At 73.5% G+C, this 16,198-nt stretch carries 17 protein-coding genes; 7 read left to right on the top strand and 10 right to left on the bottom strand.

All coding sequences use genetic code 11. From position 1 onward, the window contains the following. From paaD to FYW95_RS22165, 8 genes are all read right to left on the bottom strand, one after another. Positions 1–516 (bottom strand): 1,2-phenylacetyl-CoA epoxidase subunit PaaD, encoded by a 516-nt coding sequence (gene paaD / locus FYW95_RS22200; protein ID WP_159945411.1) that lies wholly within the window; start codon positions 514–516, stop codon positions 1–3. Beyond that, entirely contained in the window at positions 510–1,388 is an 879-nt protein-coding gene (gene paaC / locus FYW95_RS22195; RefSeq protein ID WP_159945412.1) for a 1,2-phenylacetyl-CoA epoxidase subunit PaaC, read from the bottom strand. Before paaC ends, paaD begins: the two co-directional genes overlap by 7 nt. Before the next feature lie 43 nt (positions 1,389–1,431). Next, entirely contained in the window at positions 1,432–1,743 is a 312-nt protein-coding gene (paaB, locus tag FYW95_RS22190) for a 1,2-phenylacetyl-CoA epoxidase subunit PaaB (protein ID WP_160050712.1), read from the bottom strand. Beyond that, positions 1,740–2,711 (bottom strand): 1,2-phenylacetyl-CoA epoxidase subunit PaaA, encoded by a 972-nt coding sequence (gene paaA / locus FYW95_RS22185; RefSeq protein ID WP_160050711.1) that lies wholly within the window; start codon positions 2,709–2,711, stop codon positions 1,740–1,742. The genes paaB and paaA overlap by 4 nt, the downstream gene beginning before the upstream one ends. 97 nt (positions 2,712–2,808) lie before the next feature. After that, positions 2,809–3,612, bottom strand: coding sequence for an enoyl-CoA hydratase/isomerase family protein (locus FYW95_RS22180; protein ID WP_159945415.1), 804 nt, complete (start codon positions 3,610–3,612; stop codon positions 2,809–2,811). A 4-nt stretch (positions 3,613–3,616) separates the two neighbouring features. Continuing rightward, positions 3,617–4,507 (bottom strand): 3-hydroxyacyl-CoA dehydrogenase family protein, encoded by an 891-nt coding sequence (locus FYW95_RS22175; protein WP_159945416.1) that lies wholly within the window; start codon positions 4,505–4,507, stop codon positions 3,617–3,619. After that, entirely contained in the window at positions 4,504–5,250 is a 747-nt protein-coding gene (locus FYW95_RS22170) for an enoyl-CoA hydratase/isomerase family protein (RefSeq protein WP_159945417.1), read from the bottom strand. The genes FYW95_RS22175 and FYW95_RS22170 overlap by 4 nt, the downstream gene beginning before the upstream one ends. Further along, entirely contained in the window at positions 5,247–6,482 is a 1,236-nt protein-coding gene (locus tag FYW95_RS22165) for a thiolase family protein (protein WP_160050710.1), read from the bottom strand. The genes FYW95_RS22170 and FYW95_RS22165 overlap by 4 nt, the downstream gene beginning before the upstream one ends. Positions 6,483–6,720: 238 nt before the next feature. On the opposite strand from FYW95_RS22165, the gene paaK reads away from it, so the two are divergent. Next, positions 6,721–8,073: a phenylacetate--CoA ligase PaaK gene (gene paaK, locus FYW95_RS22160; protein ID WP_159945419.1), complete on the top strand. Its 1,353-nt coding sequence runs from the start codon at positions 6,721–6,723 to the stop codon at positions 8,071–8,073. A gap of 100 nt (positions 8,074–8,173) precedes the next feature. Here the strand turns inward: paaK and FYW95_RS22155 are convergent, their stop codons facing one another. Further along, entirely contained in the window at positions 8,174–8,737 is a 564-nt protein-coding gene (locus FYW95_RS22155; protein ID WP_159945420.1) for a class IV adenylate cyclase, read from the bottom strand. A 117-nt stretch (positions 8,738–8,854) separates the two neighbouring features. Here FYW95_RS22155 and FYW95_RS22150 point away from each other — a divergent pair, with 117 nt between their 5' ends. The 5 genes from FYW95_RS22150 (at position 8,855) to FYW95_RS22130 (ending at position 13,898) form a co-directional block, all read left to right on the top strand. After that, entirely contained in the window at positions 8,855–9,697 is an 843-nt protein-coding gene (locus tag FYW95_RS22150; protein WP_159945421.1) for a helix-turn-helix transcriptional regulator, read from the top strand. A gap of 286 nt (positions 9,698–9,983) precedes the next feature. Further along, positions 9,984–11,018, top strand: a complete 1,035-nt coding sequence (locus FYW95_RS22145; protein WP_159945422.1) for an iron-siderophore ABC transporter substrate-binding protein — start codon at positions 9,984–9,986, stop codon at positions 11,016–11,018. Next, a complete protein-coding gene (locus FYW95_RS22140) occupies positions 11,015–12,058 on the top strand; it encodes a FecCD family ABC transporter permease (RefSeq protein ID WP_159945423.1) in 1,044 nt (347 codons plus the stop codon). Before FYW95_RS22145 ends, FYW95_RS22140 begins: the two co-directional genes overlap by 4 nt. Next, positions 12,055–13,089, top strand: coding sequence for a FecCD family ABC transporter permease (locus FYW95_RS22135; protein WP_159945424.1), 1,035 nt, complete (start codon positions 12,055–12,057; stop codon positions 13,087–13,089). Before FYW95_RS22140 ends, FYW95_RS22135 begins: the two co-directional genes overlap by 4 nt. Then, entirely contained in the window at positions 13,086–13,898 is an 813-nt protein-coding gene (locus tag FYW95_RS22130) for an ABC transporter ATP-binding protein (protein ID WP_159945425.1), read from the top strand. The genes FYW95_RS22135 and FYW95_RS22130 overlap by 4 nt, the downstream gene beginning before the upstream one ends. 10 nt (positions 13,899–13,908) lie before the next feature. On the opposite strand, the gene FYW95_RS22125 is transcribed toward FYW95_RS22130, so the two are convergent. Continuing rightward, on the bottom strand, positions 13,909–14,712 hold the full coding sequence (locus FYW95_RS22125; protein WP_159945426.1) for an SAM-dependent methyltransferase: 804 nt from the start codon (positions 14,710–14,712) through the stop codon (positions 13,909–13,911). A 176-nt stretch (positions 14,713–14,888) separates the two neighbouring features. Between FYW95_RS22125 and FYW95_RS22120 the strand changes: the two genes are divergently transcribed. Continuing rightward, a complete protein-coding gene (locus tag FYW95_RS22120; RefSeq protein ID WP_159945427.1) occupies positions 14,889–15,662 on the top strand; it encodes a nucleotidyltransferase domain-containing protein in 774 nt (257 codons plus the stop codon). The last annotated feature ends 536 nt before the right edge of the window (positions 15,663–16,198 follow it).

The following is a 16,198-nucleotide window of genomic DNA, read 5'->3' as shown; positions in this document are numbered from 1 at the left end:
TCAGATCTCCTTGACGTGCTCGAACGGTTCGAGGCAGGACCGGCAGCGGTGCAGCGACTTGCAGGAGGTCGCCCCGAAGCGGGACAACTCCTCGGTGTCCTGGGCACCGCACCGGGGGCAGCGCGGGACGGTGCGGGTGGGCAGCAGGGTCAGCGGTACGGGCCCCGGTTCGCGCCGGGGGGCGGGGCCGGGGGGTGAGACGCCGTGCTCGGCGAGTTTGCGCCGGCCCCGGGGGGTGATCCAGTCGGTGGTCCAGGGCGGGGAGAGCTCGGTGCGCACCCGGACCCGGTCGAACCCGGCGGCGCGCACGGCGCGGTCCACGTCGGCGCGCATCTCGGCCAGGGCGGGGCACCCGGAGTAGGTGGGGGTGATCCAGACGGCGGCGGTGCCGTCGTCCTCGATCTCCACCCGGCGCAGGATGCCCAGGTCGGCCAGGGTGAGCATGGGCAGTTCGGGGTCGGTCACCGCGGCGGCGGCGTCCCAGGCGCGCTCGCGCGCGGCGGTGGCGGTTACCATGTCGCCTCCGGGTGGGCGCGGGCCACGCTCTGCATCTCCTCCAGCAGGGGGGCCAGTTCGGCTGTGTGGCGCCCCTCGCGTCCGGCCACGACGGGGTCGGGGAAGGGGCCGGGCGCGTCCAGGGTGGCGGCGGTCAGCACCTGGGTGAGCACCTCGTGCACCTCCTGGCGCGCGGCGGCCGGGTCCACGCCCACGCCCTGGGCGGCCAGGCGCTCCTCGACGGGGCAGGCGGCGAAGAGCTCGCCGGTGAGCGGCCACACGTCGGCCACGGCCGCGGCCGCGCGCTCGTGCGAGTAGGGGGTGCCGTCGCCCAGGCGCAGGGTCCAGGCGACCGCGTACTCGCGGTGGTAGGCGAGTTCGTTGACGGCCTTGGCGGCCACCGCGGAGAGCACGGGGTCGCGGCTGTGGGCCAGGCGGGTGAACACGGCCAGGCGCGCGCTGGAGAGCACGAGCAGGGTGAGGACGGCGCGGGCGAAGTCGCCCCGGGGCGCCTCGGCCAGGTGGACGTTGCGGAACTCGGCGGGGCCGCGCCGGTAGGCGAAGGCGTCCTCGTCGCGGCCGGAGCCGTCGGCCTGCCCGGCGCGGGCCAGCAGCGAACGGGCCTGGCCGAGCAGGTCCAGGGCGATGTTGGCCAGCGCGACCTCCTCCTCCAGCTCGGGCGCGTCGGTGACCCAGCCGATGAGCCGCTGGGCCTGCACAAGCGCGTCGTCGCCGAGCATCTGGCAGTACAGCGCCAGGTCCTGGCCGTCCACGCCCTCGGGCAGGGTGGTGTCCACCCCGGCCAGGGCGTCGGTGAAACCGGTCCCGAAGGCCCAGCGGCCGTCGCCGCCGTGCTCCTGGGCCAGGACGTCGTAGATGTGGTCGCCACTCATGGGTTGTTTCCTTTACACCGGGTCTTCGCGCTGGTCGTGCCGTCTAGATGTGCGGCACGTCCTCGGGGATGGGGTAGAAGGTCGGGTGGCGGTAGACCTTGTCGCCGCTGGGCGCGAAGTAGGGGTCCTTCTCGTCGGGGCTGGAGGCGGCGATGTGCTCGGCGCGCACCACCCAGATGCTCACGCCCTCGTTGCGGCGGGTGTAGAGGTTGCGGGCGTTGTGCAGCGCCATCTGGTCGTCGGCGGCGTGCAGGGAGCCCACGTGGACGTGGTTGAGCCCGCGCTTGCCGCGGATGAAGACCTCGTAGAGCGGCCACTCCGGGCGGGCGGGGCTGGCGTGGGTGTGCTCGCTCATGCGGTGGTCCTCCCGGCGCTGTGCTTGTCGGCGTAGGCGGTGGCGGCCTCGCGGACCCACGCGCCCTTCTCGTGTGCGGCCCGGCGGCGCTGGATCCGCTCGGCGTTCTTGGGTCCGGCGCCGGAGATGACCTGCTTGAACTCCACCCAGTCGGGCTCGCCGAAGTCGTAGTGGCCGCGTTCGTCGTTCCAGGCCAGCTCGGGGTCGGGCAGGGTCACGCCGAGCTTGCGGGCCTGGGGGACGGTCATGTCCACGAACTTCTGACGCAGCTCGTCGTTGGTGTCGCGCTTGATGCGCCAGGCCATGGACTGCCGGGTGTTGGGCGAGTCGGCGTCGGGCGGGCCGAACATCATCAGCGAGGGCCACCACCAGCGGTCCACGGCGTCCTGGACCATGGCGCGCTGGGCCTCGGTGCCCTCCATCATGCGCATGAGCAGTTCGTAGCCCTGGCGCTGGTGGAAGGACTCCTCCTTGCAGATGCGCACCATGGCGCGGGCGTAGGGGCCGAAGGAGCTGCGGCACAGCGGGACCTGGTTGCAGATGGCCGCGCCGTCGACCAGCCAGCCGATGACGCCGACGTCGGCGAAGGTCAGGGAGGGGTAGTTGAAGATCGAGGAGTACTTCTGGCGGCCCTCGATGAGGCGCTGGGTCAGGTCGGCGCGGTCCACGCCCAGGGTCTCGGCGGCGGCGTACAGGTACAGGCCGTGCCCGGCCTCGTCCTGGACCTTGGCCAGCAGGATGGCCTTGCGGCGCAGGCTGGGCGCGGAGGCGATCCAGTCCCCCTCGGGCTGCATGCCGATGATCTCCGAGTGCGCGTGCTGGGAGACCTGGCGCACGAGGGTCCTGCGGTAGCCCTCGGGCATCCAGTCGCGCGGCTCGATCCGCTGGTCCGCGGCGATCCTGGCGTCGAACTCTGCCTGCTGGTCCGCTTCGGCGCCGGACGGCGCCGGGGCCGTCTGCGTGGTCATGGGCTTCTCTCCCCCATTCATAACCGAACGTTCGGTCAGTAATTAGTATCCTCGGAATCCCCCGCCCGGGCAAGTCCGCGGGCGGGGGAGGCCCAGCTCAGCTTCCGGTGAAGGTCGGTTTGCGCTTGTCCAGGAACGCGCGGACCGCGCCCGCGTGGTCGTCGGTGCGGCCCAGCTGGTTCTGCAGGTCGGCCTCCTCCTCCAGCAGCTCGGCCAGCTCCCGTCCGCCCACGGCCGCCGCGCGCACCTCGCGCTTGGCCGCCGCGAACGCGCGGGTGGGGCCCGCGGCCAGCTGGGCGGCGAGCTCGCCGGCGCGCCGCTCCCAGGCGTCGTCGTCCACGACCTCGGTGACCAGGCCCAGCTCCAGGGCGCGGTCGGCGCCGAAGACCGTGCCCAGCAGCATGAGCTCCATGGCGCGCGCCTGGCCCAGCGAGGCCACCAGGCGGTAGGCCAGCCCCGAGTCCGAGGCCAGGCCGATCCCGGTGAAGGCGGTGCCGAACTTGGCCCGGCGCGCCGCCACGCGCACGTCGCCCGCCAGCGCGAAGCCGAGCCCGGCCCCCACGCAGGCGCCGCCGATCCCGACCACCACCGGCACCCGGATCTCCTCCAGGGCCAGCACGATGGGGTTGTAGTGCTCGCGCACGGTGTCCAGTGCACCGGTGGGCCGCTCCTCCAGGCCCCGGGCGTGCTCGGCCAGGTCCTGGCCCACGCAGAAGGCCCGGTCCGAGCCCAGCAGCAGCACCGCGCGGGCGGTGGTGGACTCCGCGGCCCGCCGCAGCGCCGCCAGCAGGTCCTCCTTGGCCCGCACGGTCAGCGCGGGCGTGCGCAGCCGCACCGTGGCCAGCCCGTCGGCCTCCCCGAACTCCGCCGCCGGGGTCGCGGTCGCCGTGTCCTCACTCAACGCCTCAAACTCCTTCCCAGGTGTGGAAGCCCTGGCCGCTCTTGCGGCCGAGCCTTCCCTCGGCGACCATACGGCGCAACAGCTCCGGCGGGGTGAACCGCTCCCCCAGTTCGGCGGCCAGGTACTCGGCGATGGCCAGGCGCACGTCCAGGCCGACCAGGTCGGTCAGGCGCAGCGGTCCCATGGGGTGGCGGTAGCCCAGCTCCATGGCGGTGTCGATGTCGGCGGGCGAGGCCACCCCCTCCTCCACCATGCGGATGGCCTCCAGGCCCAGGGCCACGCCCAGGCGGCTGGTGGCGAACCCGGGCGCGTCGCGCACCACGACCTCGGTCTTGCCCAGGGCGCCCACCCAGCCGCGCGCCGCCGCCACGACCTCCGGGTCGGTCTCGGGGGCGGTCACGAGCTCCACCAGTTTGGAGGCGGGCACGGGGTTGAAGAAGTGCGTGCCCAGGAAGCGCCGCGGGTTCTTCAGCGCGGCGGCCAGCTCGGTGACCGACAGCGAACTGGTGTTGGAGGCCAGCACGGTGTCCGGCCCCACGGCCGCCTCGGCCGCGGTGAGCACCGCGATCTTGAGCTCGGGCTTCTCGGGGACGGCCTCCACGACCAGCCCGGCGTCGGCGGGGATCTCGGCGGGGGTGGTGACCGTGCCCAGGCGCTCCAGGTAGTGCCCGGGATCGGCCTCCACCTTGCCGCGCTCGCGGGCCTTGGCCAGCCCGGCCGCCACCCGGGCGCGCCCGGCCTCGGCGGCCTCCCCGGTGGCCTCCACGAGCACGACGCGGGATCCGCAGGTCAGGAACTGCTGGACGATCCCGGCGCCCATGGTGCCGCCGCCGATCACGGCCACGGTGGCCGGAAGGCCCTGCTGGGCGGTACCGGCCGCATCGGAGGTGGTCAACGCTTCTTCCTCTCCAGGAAACGGGTCATGCGGTCGTGCTTGTCGGCGCTCTCGAACAGCACCGCCTGCGTCAGGTCGTCGGCCAGCGGGTGCGGCCCGTCGGCGTCCAGGACCATCTTGGTCATGCGCAGCGCCAGAGCGGAGGAGGCGGCCATGCGGTCCAGCAGGGCGTGGGCGCGCTCGCGCAGCTCCTCGGAGGGCACGACCTCGGCGACCAGGCCGTGCCGCAGGGCCGCCTCGGCGTCCAGGCGGTAGCCGCCCAGCAGTACCTGCTTGGCCACCGAGGCGCCGACCAGCTCCCGCAGCCGCCAGCACGCGCCCGCTCCGGCGATGATGCCCAGGCCCGGCTCGGGCTGGGCGAACACGGCGGTGGGGGTGGCGATGCGGATGTCGCAGGCGTAGGACAGCTCGGCGCCGCCGCCCAGCGCGTAGCCGTCCACGGCCGCGACGGTGGGTGCCGGGAGGCGGTGCAGGCGCTCGAACAGGCGGCTGTTGATGCCCGCCAGGGCCTCCTCGCGGCCGCGCTCGCGCAGCTCGGCGATGTCGGCGCCGCCCGCGAACACGGTGCCGTGCCCGGTCAGCAGCAGCGGCCGGGGCTCGGCCTCCAGGCGCTCGCACACCCCGTGCAGATCCCGGATCATCCGGGCGTTGATGGCGTTGCGCGCCTGGGGCCGGTACAGCTCGACCACGACGCGGTCCGGGCGCCAGTCGACGTTGAGCGTGGTGGGGTCCTGGTCGGTCACGGGCGCTCCACCAGAAGCGCGGTGCCCTGGCCCACGCCCACGCACAGGGTGGCCAGGCCGCGGGCGGTCCCCTCGCGTTCCATGCGGTGGAGCAGGGTGACCAGGATGCGGGCGCCCGAGCTGCCCAGCGGGTGGCCCAGGGCGATGGCGCCGCCGTCGGCGTTGACCCGGGCCTCGTCCAGTTTGAGCTGGCGCATGACGGCCAGGGACTGGGCGGCGAAGGCCTCGTTGAGCTCCACGGCTCCGACCTCCTCCAGCGCCCACCCGGCGCGGTCGAGCGCCTTGCGGGTGGCCGGGACCGGTCCAAGGCCCATGAGCTGGGGGGCCACGCCCGCCGAGGCGGCGGCGACCACGCGGGCCCGGGGGGTCAGGCCGTGGCGGCGCACCGCCTCCTCCCCCGCCAGCACCAGGGCCGAGGCGCCGTCGGACAGGGAGGAGGAGTTGCCCGCGGTGACGATGCCGCCCTCGCGGAAGACCGGGCGCAGCTTGGCCAGGCTCTCCAGGGAGGAGCCGGGGCGCGGCCCCTCGTCGGCGGCGACCTCGTGGGTCTGGCCCTTGCGCCCGTGCACGGTGACCGGGACGGTCTCGGCCTCGAAGCGGCCCGCCTCGGCGGCGGCCACGGCGCGCTCGTGGCTGCGCAGGGCGAAGGCGTCGCACTCCTGGCGGGTGAGCCCCTCCAGGCGGGCGACCTCCTCGGCGGTCTCGCCCATGGACAGGGTGTAGCGCAGCTCCTCGGGGGCGGCGTCGGCGGGGACGTCGGCGTCGTGGGCGGAGAAGCGGGGGTTGGTGAAACGCCAGCCCAGGGAGGTGTCGGCGACCTCGCCCGGTTTGGCCCAGGGGGTGCCGGGCTTGGCCATCACCCAGGGGGCGCGGGTCATGGACTCCACGCCGCCCGCGACCACCACGTCGGCCTCGCCCGCGCGGATGGCCTGGGCGGCCGAGGCCACGGCGGTCAGGCCGCTGGCGCACAGCCGGTTGACGGTGTAGCCGGGCACGCTCGGGTCCAGCCCGGCCAGCAGCGCCGCCATGCGGGCCACGTTGCGGTTGTCCTCACCGGCCTGGTTGGCGGCGCCGAGGATGACCTCGTCGACGGCGTTCCCGGGCACGCCCGCGCGGCGCACCGCCTCGGCCACGGCCGTGGCGGCCAGGTCGTCGGGACGGACGGCGGCCAGGGCGCCTCCGTAGCGCCCCTGGGGGGTTCGCACCCCGTCGACCACGTAGACCTCGCTCACGTGCGGCCTCCCAAGATCAGGGCGGTGACCCGCGCCACCGCCACCTGTGAACTCATCGACACTTCTCCTTGACACCGCTGTCCGGAGACTGCGTTAATGCATTAGTAACCGAACGTTCGGTCAGTAAGCAAGTCGGTCCGCCCCGTGACGGACCGTGCCGACACCATCCGCGCGCACCCGCCTCCCCGGCCAGGGGACCGGCCCCGGCGGGTTCCGCGCACAGTACACGGAGAGGCCCATGGCAAGCCACGACGCCCCCACGCTCGCCGCCGGCGGCGCCACCCGCCTGGGGCGGGCGCCCGAGCCCGAGCTGCTGGACCCGGCCGAGCGCATGAGCGTCGACGAGCTGCGCGCCCTGCAGCTCACGCGCCTTCGCTGGACCCTGGAGCACGCCTACGCCAACGTGCCCCTGTACCGCCGCAAGTTCGACGAGGCCGGGGTGCGGCCCCAGGACCTCAGGGAACTGGAGGACCTGCGCCACTTCCCGCACACCACCAAGGCCGACCTGCGCGAGAACTACCCCTTCGGGATGTTCGCCGTCCCCCAGGACCGGGTCAGCCGCGTCCACGCCTCCAGCGGGACCACCGGCCGCCCCACCGTCGTGGGCTACACGCGCGAGGACATCGACACCTGGGCCGAGGTCGTGGCCCGCTCCATCCGCGCCGCGGGCGGACGCCCCGGACACAAGGTGCACGTGTCCTACGGCTACGGGCTCTTCACCGGCGGCCTGGGCGCCCACTACGGCGCCGAGCGGCTGGGCTGCACGGTCATCCCCGCCTCGGGCGGGCAGACGGCCAAACAGGTCCAGCTCATCCAGGACTTCGAGCCCGACGTCATCATGGTCACCCCCAGCTACATGCTGACACTCCTGGACGAGTTCGAGCATCAGGGAATCGACCCGCGTAGCACCTCGCTCAAGGTCGGGATCTTCGGCGCCGAGCCCTGGACCGAGAAGATGCGCGCCGAGATCGAGCGGCGCTTCGACCTGCACGCCGTGGACATCTACGGCCTGTCGGAGGTCATGGGCCCGGGGGTGGCCAACGAGTGCGTGGAGACCAAGGACGGCCTGCACGTGTGGGAGGACCACTTCTACCCCGAGGTGGTCGACCCCCTCACCCAGGACGTGCTGCCCGACGGGGAGTACGGCGAACTGGTCTTCACCTCGCTGACCAAGCAGGCCATGCCCGTCATCCGCTACCGCACCCGCGACCTGACCACCCTGCGCCCGGGCACAGCCCGCCCCATGCGCCGCATGGACAAGGTCACCGGCCGCAGCGACGACATGATCATCCTGCGCGGGGTCAACGTCTTCCCCACCCAGATCGAGGAGATCGTCCTGGGCCTGGACGGGCTCGCCCCGCACTTCCAGCTCGTGCTCACCCGGGAGGGGCGCCTGGACCGCATGGCCGTGCGCGTGGAGGCCGCCCCCGGCTGCACCGCCGAACGCCGCGCGGCGCTGGCCCGGGAGATCACCGCCACCGTCAAGGACCGGGTGGGTGTGAGCGTGACGGTGGACGTGGTCGACCCCGAGCGGATCGAGCGCTCGGTGGGCAAGTTCCGCCGCATCATCGACCAGCGGCCCCGGGACTGACCCGGAGCCGCGGAACCGGCCGCCGCGGGGAGACCAGGGGAGGTTCCCGCGGCGGCCGGGGCCGTCGGGCACCCGGCCGGGACCAGCGGCTCCCCCACGCTCAGTTTCCGCCCGCCCGCGCCGCCCCGGCGCGGGCGGCGGCGTGCACCAGGGTGTCGTAGGTGTCGGTGGTGCGCTCCAGCCCAACACCCAGCGAACGCACCCAGGTATCCAGGGCCGTCTGTGCCGCCGGGCCGTCGCGGTCGTCGTCCACGGTCAGCTCCACCTCCAGGAAGACACCGAGGCCGCGCAGTTCGTCCACGCACACCGCGATCTCCCCCGCGGCGCCCGCCCGGCGCGTCTTGACGATCCGCACCGCCGGGACGTAGCCCATCCGCACCAGGGCCCGGTGCATCTGCTCGCGGTCGGCGACGGCGGTCTCGTGCTCCACGCACTCCATGGCGTTGGCCGCGGGGGTCTTGGTGGTGAAGACGTGCCGACCGCACTGAGTGCGCAGCCGGGCGAAGGTACGGCCCGCCTTGGGCATTCCGAACTCCCAGCCCGCGGGGGCGTAGGCCTGGTCGTCCTGCCCGACGGGCTCGGCCAGGCGCACCCCGGCCCTCCGGAGGGCGGCCAGGAGGGCGTCGCGGTCCGCGACGCGGTACTTGGCCTCGATCTCGCGCATGACCGACTCCCGGGCTGCTCGGTGTCAGGGCTCCCTCCGGGAGCGTACCGAGCACCGCCCCGCGGCGGGCGGAGTTCGGCGCGAGCTCCTCCCCCACCAGCGCATAACCTGACGGACGTGCCCACACCACACCTTCGACCGGGCCCGGCGGAGGCCCGACCGCGCCCGCCCGGTGCGCCGCATGAGCGGCAGGCGGACAGGCGCAGGCTCCCCCTCTACGGCGCCGGTGAGATCGACGTGCCCTTCGTCGTCCTAGGCAGTACCGAGGTCATCCCCCGGGACACCTTCTGGGAGGAGCACTCCCACCCCACGCACGAACTGCTGTGGAACCACCGGGGCGCGTCCTCGGCCACGGTCGGCGCCCGGGTGTGGACGATCACCCCCACGGTCGGCCTGTGGATCCCGGCCGGAACGCGCCACAGCGGCTGGACGCCCGCGGGGACCTGGCACCGCGCCGCCCAGTTCGGGGTGCACGCGGTGCCCCCGCTCGCCGAGCGGCCCGTGGCGGTGGAGGTCACCCCGCTGCTGCGGCTGCTGCTCGACCGGCTCGACACCGAGGGCCTGGGCGCCCAGGAGCGCGCGCGGACCGAGGCGATGGTGCTCGACCTGCTCGCCCCCGCCGAGCACCAACTGCTCCTGCACATGCCCGAGGCACCGCTGCTGGCCCCCATCGTCGAGGCCGTGCGCGCCGACCCCGCCGACACCACCACCCTGGCCCGGTGGGCGGTGCGGCTGGGAGTGAGCACCCGCACCATCACACGGGCCTTCCGCTCCGAGACCGGCCTGGGCTTCAGCCAGTGGCTGGCCACCGCGCGGGTGCAGCACGCGATCGCGCTGCTCGCCTTGGGCGAGGAGATCGAGGAGGTCGCCGAGCGGGTGGGGTACCACTCGGCGAGCGCGTTCGGCGTGGCCTTCCGTCGCGTCACGGGGATGAGCCCGGGCCGGTTCCGCACGCAATGACCGCGGTGACGGTGATGCCGGAGCAGATTGTCCGTTTCACTACAGAAGATGTCGCAAACACACGATTGCACAGCGACCAAGGGCACCCTAAATTCGGCTAGGCAAACCTAACCTCCCGGCATCGCCGTGGCCGGTTCGACGTGCGCCCCTGCCCCCCGGGCCAGCACGTCCACCCCCACGGACCCCTCCCAGGCCGCGCGCCCCCGCGTGCACGCCCGGGCGACGCCGGAGCCGGACCATGGCACCGCCATGGCCGAGGCCACACGGCCGCAACGGGAAGGAAACCATGCCCCGCCCCTCCAGGATGGCCGCGCTCTCCACGGCCGCACTGCTCACCGCCGGACTCGCCGCCTGCTCCTCGTCCACCGCCGACACCGCCGACACCACCGGCGGCGACGCCCAGGACTGGACCCCCGTCACCGTCGAGCACGCCCTCGGCACCACGACCATCGACACCAGGCCCGAACGGGTCGCCACTGTCAACTGGGCCAACCACGAGGTCCCCCTCGCCCTGGGCGTCGTCCCCGTCGGCATGGCCGCCGCCAACTTCGGCGACGACAACGGCGACGGCGTCCTGCCCTGGGTCGAGGAGAAGCTCAGCGAACTCGACGCCGAGACCCCCGTCCTCTTCGACGAGACCGACGGCATCGACTTCGAGGCGGTCGCCGACACCCGGCCGGACGTGATCCTGGCCGCCTACTCCGGGCTCACCCAGGAGGACTACGACACCCTGAGCGAGATCGCCCCCGTCGTCGCCTACCCCGAGACCGCCTGGGGCACCCCCTGGCGCGAGACCATCGAGATCAACAGCCAGGCCCTCGGCATGGCCGAGGAGGGCCGGGAACTCATCGCCGACCTCGAACAGCGGACGGAGGAGGCGCTGGAGGAGTACCCGCAGCTCCAGGGCCGCTCCGCGATGTTCCTCACCCACGTGGACACCACCGACCTCAGCGAGGTCAGCTTCTACACCACCCACGACACCCGCGCCCTCTTCTTCGAGGACATCGGCCTGACCACCCCCGAGAGCATCGCCACCGCCTCCGCCGGGACCGACCTCTTCGCCCTCTCCCAGAGCGCCGAACAGGCCGACGCCTTCGACGACGTCGACATCATCGTCACCTACGGCGGCGACGAACTCGTCAGCACCCTGGAGGCCGACCCCCTGCTCTCCCAGATGCCCGCCGTCGCCAACGGCGCGGTCGTCAGCCTCCCCGGAGACAGCCCCCTGGGCACCGCCGCCAACCCCACCCCGCTGTCCATCTCCTGGGTCCTGGACGACTACCTGTCCCTCCTCGCCCAGGCCGCGGACCAGGCCCGGTGACGGCCCACGACGCACCGCCCGGCCGGGGCGCCGCACGCGGGCGGCGCCCCGGCCGCGTGCGGTCCCTGTGGCTGCTCCTCGTCCTGGCCGCCCTGGTCGCGCTCGCCCTCACCTCCTTCGCCGTCGGCTCGCGCACCGTGACCTGGGCCGACATCATCGCGGCCTTCGGCGGATCCACCGAGGGCTTCGCGCACGCCGCCGTCGCCAAACGCATCCCCCGCACCCTGCTCGCCGTCGCCGTCGGCGCCGCCCTCGGCGTCTCCGGCGCGGTCATGCAGGGCGTGACCCGCAACCCCCTCGCCGACCCGGGCATCCTGGGCGTGAACATGGGCGCCTCACTCGCCGTCGTCACCGGCATCGCCTACTTCGGGCTCGCCTCCGCCACCAGCTTCGCCTGGGTGGCCATCCTCGGCGCCGGCCTGGCCGCGACCTTCGTCTACGTGGTCGGCTCCATGGGACACGGCGGCGCCACCCCGCTCAAACTCGCCCTCGCCGGAGCCGCCACCTCCGCGGCCCTGGCCTCCTTCGTCAGCGCCGTCGTCCTGCGCCGCGGCGACATCGCCGACGGAGCCCGCTCCTGGCAGATCGGCGGCGTCGGCGGCGGCACCTACGACGACCTCACCCAGATCCTGCCCTTCCTCACCGCCGGCTTCCTCGTCTGCCTGCTCTCGGCCCGCGGACTCAACCTCCTCGCCCTGGGCGAGGACCTCGCCGCCGGCCTGGGCCAACGCGTGGCCGCCACCCGGCTGACGGCCGCTCTCGGCGCCGTCGTCCTGTGCGGAGCGGCCACCGCCGTCACCGGACCCATCGCCTTCGTCGGCCTGGTCGTACCGCACGCGTGCCGACTCCTCGTCGGCGTCGACCACCGGTGGCTGCTGCCCTTCTCCGCGCTCGGCGGCGCAGCCCTGCTCACCGCCGCCGACGTGGTCGGCCGTATCGCGGTGCGCCCCGCCGAGATCGACGTGGGCATCGTGACCGCGCTGATCGGCGCACCCTTCTTCATCTACATCGCCCGCCGCCAGAAGATCCAGGCCCTATGAGCACCACCACCGTCGCCACCGTCGCCCGCGGCCGCCAACGGCGCGCCCGCCGACGACGCACCGTCGTCACCGTCCTGGCGGTCCTGATCGTCGCGGGTTTCGCCGCGACCCTGATGTTCGGGCGCACCTTCTACCCGCCCGCCGACGTCGTCCGGGTCATCCTGGGCCAGGAGGTCCCCGGTGCCACCTTCACCGTCGGACGGCTGCGCCTGCCCCGCGCCACCCTGGCGGTGGCGTCCGGGCTGTGCTTCGGGCTCGCCGGCGTCACCTTCCAGACCATGCTGCGCAACCCCCTCGCCAGCCCCGACATCATCGGCATCAGTTCGGGGGCCAGCGCCGCGGCCACCTTCGCGATCGTGGTGCTCTCCCTGGACCGGACCGGAGTGTCGGTAATCGCGATCGTCGCGGGTCTGGCGGTGGCCGTGCTCGTGTACGCGCTCTCGTTCCGGAGCGGCGTGGCCGGAACCCGACTCATCCTCATCGGCATCGGCGTCGCCGCCATGCTCGACAGCGTCACCAACCACATCCTCAGCCAGGCGGCCCAATGGGACCTTCAGGAGGCCCTGCGCTGGCTCACCGGCAGCCTCAACGGAGCCACGTGGGACGAGACCGTCCCGGTCCTGCTCGCCCTGGCCGTCCTCGCCCCGGTGCTCCTGCACCAGTCCGGCAGCCTCGCCGCCCTCCAGCTCGGCGACGACACCGCATCCGCCCTGGGCGTGCGGGTCAACCTCACCCGGCTCATCGCGGTCACCGGCGCGGTCGCGCTCATCGCCTTCGCCACCTCCGCGGCCGGACCCATCGCCTTCGTCGCCTTCCTCTCCGGCCCCGTCGCGGCCCGCCTGGTCGGCCCCAACGGCTCCCTCCTGCTGCCCTCCGCCCTGGTGGGCGCCCTCCTGGTGCTGACCGCCGACTTCTGCGGGCAGTTCCTCTTCGGCACCCGCTACCCGGTCGGGGTCATCACCGGCGTCCTCGGCGCCCCCTACCTCGTCTACCTGATCATCCGCACCAACCGCGTGGGAGGCTCCCTGTGACCACGGCACACTCACTCCTCGTCGAGGAGCTCACGCTCGGGTACAAGGACCGCGTCGTCATCGAGTCCCTCGACCTCGCCGTCCCGCCCGGACGCATCACCGTGATCGTCGGCGCCAACGCCTGCGGCAAGTCCACCCTGCTGCGCTCGATGTCGCGCCTGCTCACACCCCGCGGCGGACACGTCCTGCTGGACGGCAAGCAGGTCCACCGCACGCCCTCCAAGGAGGTGGCGCGCACGCTCGGCCTGCTCCCGCAGTCCCCCATCGCCCCGGAGGGCATCACCGTGAGTGACCTCGTCGGCCGGGGCCGCCACCCCCACCACGGGGTGCTCTCCCGCTGGAGCACACAGGACGACGAGGCCGTCGCCGCCGCCCTGGAGGCCACCCGCACCGTCGAGCTCGCCGACCGGCCCGTCGACGAGCTCTCCGGAGGCCAGCGCCAGCGCGTGTGGATCGCCATGGCCCTGGCCCAGCGCACGGACCTGCTCCTGCTGGACGAGCCGACCACCTTCCTCGACGTCAGCCACCAGGTCGAGGTCCTGGACCTGCTCACCGACCTCAACCACGCCCGCGGCACCACGATCGTGATGGTCCTGCACGACCTCAACCTCGCCGCGCGCTACGCCGACCACCTCATCGCGATCGCCTCCGGCCGGGTGCACGCGGCGGGCGCACCCGAGCAGGTCCTGACCCCCGAGACCGTGGACGCCGTCTTCGGCATCCGCAGCCGGATCATCACCGACCCCACCTCGGGCAGACCCCTCATGCTCCCCATCGGCCGACACCACGACGCGGCCGCGAACGGCTGAGGGGCGAAGGTCAGGCCTTGCGAGCCACCCCGCCGTACTCGGCCACCGGGCGCGCACCGTCCGCCTCCGGACGCCACAGCGCGCAGGAGACCACGCCCGGCTCCAACAGCTCCAGACCGTCGAAGAGCGCGGTGATCTGCTCGGCCGTGCGGACGGTGAGCTTGGGGGTGCCGTGCTCGTTCCAGGCCGCGGCCACCTGGTGGGCCCGCTCGCGGTCCAGGTCGTCGGTGGGGTGGGAGACCACCAGGAAGCTGCCCGGGGCCAGCGCACCCAGGAACCGGTCCAGGAGGGAGCGGACCTCGGCGTCGTCGGCGACGAAGTTGACCACGCCGAGCAGCATCAGGGCCACCGGCCGGGACAGGTCCAGGGTCCGGGCCGCCGCGGCCAGGACGGTGTCCGGATCGCGCAGGTCCGCGTCGACGTAGTCCGTGGCGCCCTCCTCACTCCCGCTGAGCAGGGCGCGGGCGTGCGCGAGCACCAGCGGATCGTGGTCCACGTAGACCACACGCGCATCGGGGGCCAGAGCCTGGGCGACCTCGTGGGTGTTGTCGCGGGTGGGCAGGCCGGAGCCGACGTCCAGGAACTGCCGGACACCCTCCTCCCGGACCAGGTGGGTGACCGCGCGCACGAGGAACTCCCGGTCCGCGCGGGCGTTGTCCACGATCTCGGGGAAGAACGCGCGGATCCGCTCGCCCATCTCCCGGTCTACGGGATAGTTGTCCCTCCCGCCCAGCCAGTAGTTCCAGATGCGGGCGTTGTGCGGGACGGAGGTGTCGATCCGGGGGTCGGAGCCGGGAGGGGTCTGTTCGGTCACGGGCCTGCTTCCTGTGCGCGGTTCCACGGTCGGCGAAGGGGCGTACCCGACAGAGTCAACGGTGTGCGCGGCCCCCTGGCAAGGCCCGCCCCGGGAAAAAGGAGGCGCGGCGGCGGCCCCGTTCCCGGTAGGTTCCAGGGGTTGCCCGCCGACACCACAGCGCACGGGAGCCGCCGGTGAAGCACTCCACCCCCGAGTTCGCCCGGATCGCCCGGGAGGCGACCGTCCTGCGCTGCCGGGTCGGCTCCGAGGTACACGGCGTCACGGTCGACCAGCAACAGGACCGCGACGAGATGGGCATCTGCGTGGAGCCGCCCGAGTACGTCATCGGCCTGCGCGCCTTCGAGCAGTACGTCTACCGCTCCCAGCCCGACCACACCCGCTCCGGCCCGGGCGACCTGGACCTGACCGTGTACTCCCTGCGCAAGTGGATGCGCCTTGCCCTGGACGGCAACCCCACCGTTCTACTGCCCCTGTTCGTCCCCGAGAGCCAGGTCGTCACCATCACCCCCGTGGGCCGCGACCTGCGCGCCAACGCCCACCGCCTGCTCTCCCGGCGGGCGGGCCTGCGCTTCCTGGGCTACCTGCGCGCCCAGCGCGACCGCATGGAGGGCCTGCGCGGCGGCAAGCACACCAACCGGCCCGAACTCGTGGACGTCCACGGGTTCGACACCAAGTTCGCCTACCACATGGTCCGCCTGGGGGTGCAGGGCGTGGAACTGCTGGAGACGGGCCACCTGACCCTGCCCATGCCCGAACCGGACCGCACCTGGCTGCGCGAGCTGCGGCGCGGAGAGCACAGCCGGACCGAGGCGCTGGAGCGCGCGGGCGACCTGGAGCAGCGGCTGGCCGGGCTGTGCGCGACCTCCGACCTGCCCGGGGAACCCGACACCGCCTGGGCCGACGAGTGGCTGGTGCGCACCTACCAACGGGTCTGGGCCCGGCGCTGACCGGCGGCCGCACCGGCGTGGCGGCGACCACGCTGGTCAGAACGGGAACCCGGCGCGGCGGGCACCCGTGCCCGGGATAGGGTGTTGCCCCGAAGAGGTACGCGCCGTCCCCGGCCACCGGGCGACTCCGGCGCGCCGGGCGCCGCACGGCGTTCGGCAACGACGAAAACCGAGGGAAACACCATGGTCGGAACCGCCGCCTTCGTGATGATGATCGTGGGGCTGGTGATGATGCTCGCCACCGGGATCATCGCCGCGGTCATCAAGCCTCCGCACCACTAGCCCGTGACGGGTGCGTCCGCACGGTCGCACCCGTCAGGCGTTCTCCGCCCGAAACCCCGCACCGGGTGTCCCGAACCGGCACCGCCCCGGTGTTCACGTCCGCTCCGGCGGGGGTCCGCGGACCCGCCGTCCGAGCACCGCCGGTCCCCTCGCAGCGCCATCGCGGTCTCGCAGCGCGCTCGGCCCGGATGCCGCGCCCTCTCCCCGGGTCGCCCCGTCCTCCGTGGTTGGACCGTTCCCGGTGTCCCGTACCG

Source organism: Nocardiopsis sp. FR4, from assembly GCF_009830945.1.
Taxonomy (GTDB): Bacteria; Actinomycetota; Actinomycetes; order Streptosporangiales; family Streptosporangiaceae; genus Nocardiopsis.
Note: the sequence above shows the minus strand (reverse complement) of the source record. Positions and strands in the feature narration are given on the sequence as shown.

Bases quoted from the DNA above. Each gene is read 5' to 3' on its own strand.
- paaD (WP_159945411.1), bottom strand. From the start codon at position 516: ATGGTAACCGCCACCGCCGCGCGCGAGCGCGCCTGGGACGCCGCCGCC.
- paaC (WP_159945412.1), bottom strand. From the start codon at position 1,388: ATGAGTGGCGACCACATCTACGACGTCCTGGCCCAGGAGCACGGCGGC.
- paaB (WP_160050712.1), bottom strand. From the start codon at position 1,743: ATGAGCGAGCACACCCACGCCAGCCCCGCCCGCCCGGAGTGGCCGCTC.
- paaA (WP_160050711.1), bottom strand. From the start codon at position 2,711: ATGACCACGCAGACGGCCCCGGCGCCGTCCGGCGCCGAAGCGGACCAG.
- paaK (WP_159945419.1), top strand. From the start codon at position 6,721: ATGGCAAGCCACGACGCCCCCACGCTCGCCGCCGGCGGCGCCACCCGC.
- FYW95_RS22155 (WP_159945420.1), bottom strand. From the start codon at position 8,737: ATGCGCGAGATCGAGGCCAAGTACCGCGTCGCGGACCGCGACGCCCTC.
- FYW95_RS22145 (WP_159945422.1), top strand. From the start codon at position 9,984: ATGCCCCGCCCCTCCAGGATGGCCGCGCTCTCCACGGCCGCACTGCTC.
- FYW95_RS22135 (WP_159945424.1), top strand. From the start codon at position 12,055: ATGAGCACCACCACCGTCGCCACCGTCGCCCGCGGCCGCCAACGGCGC.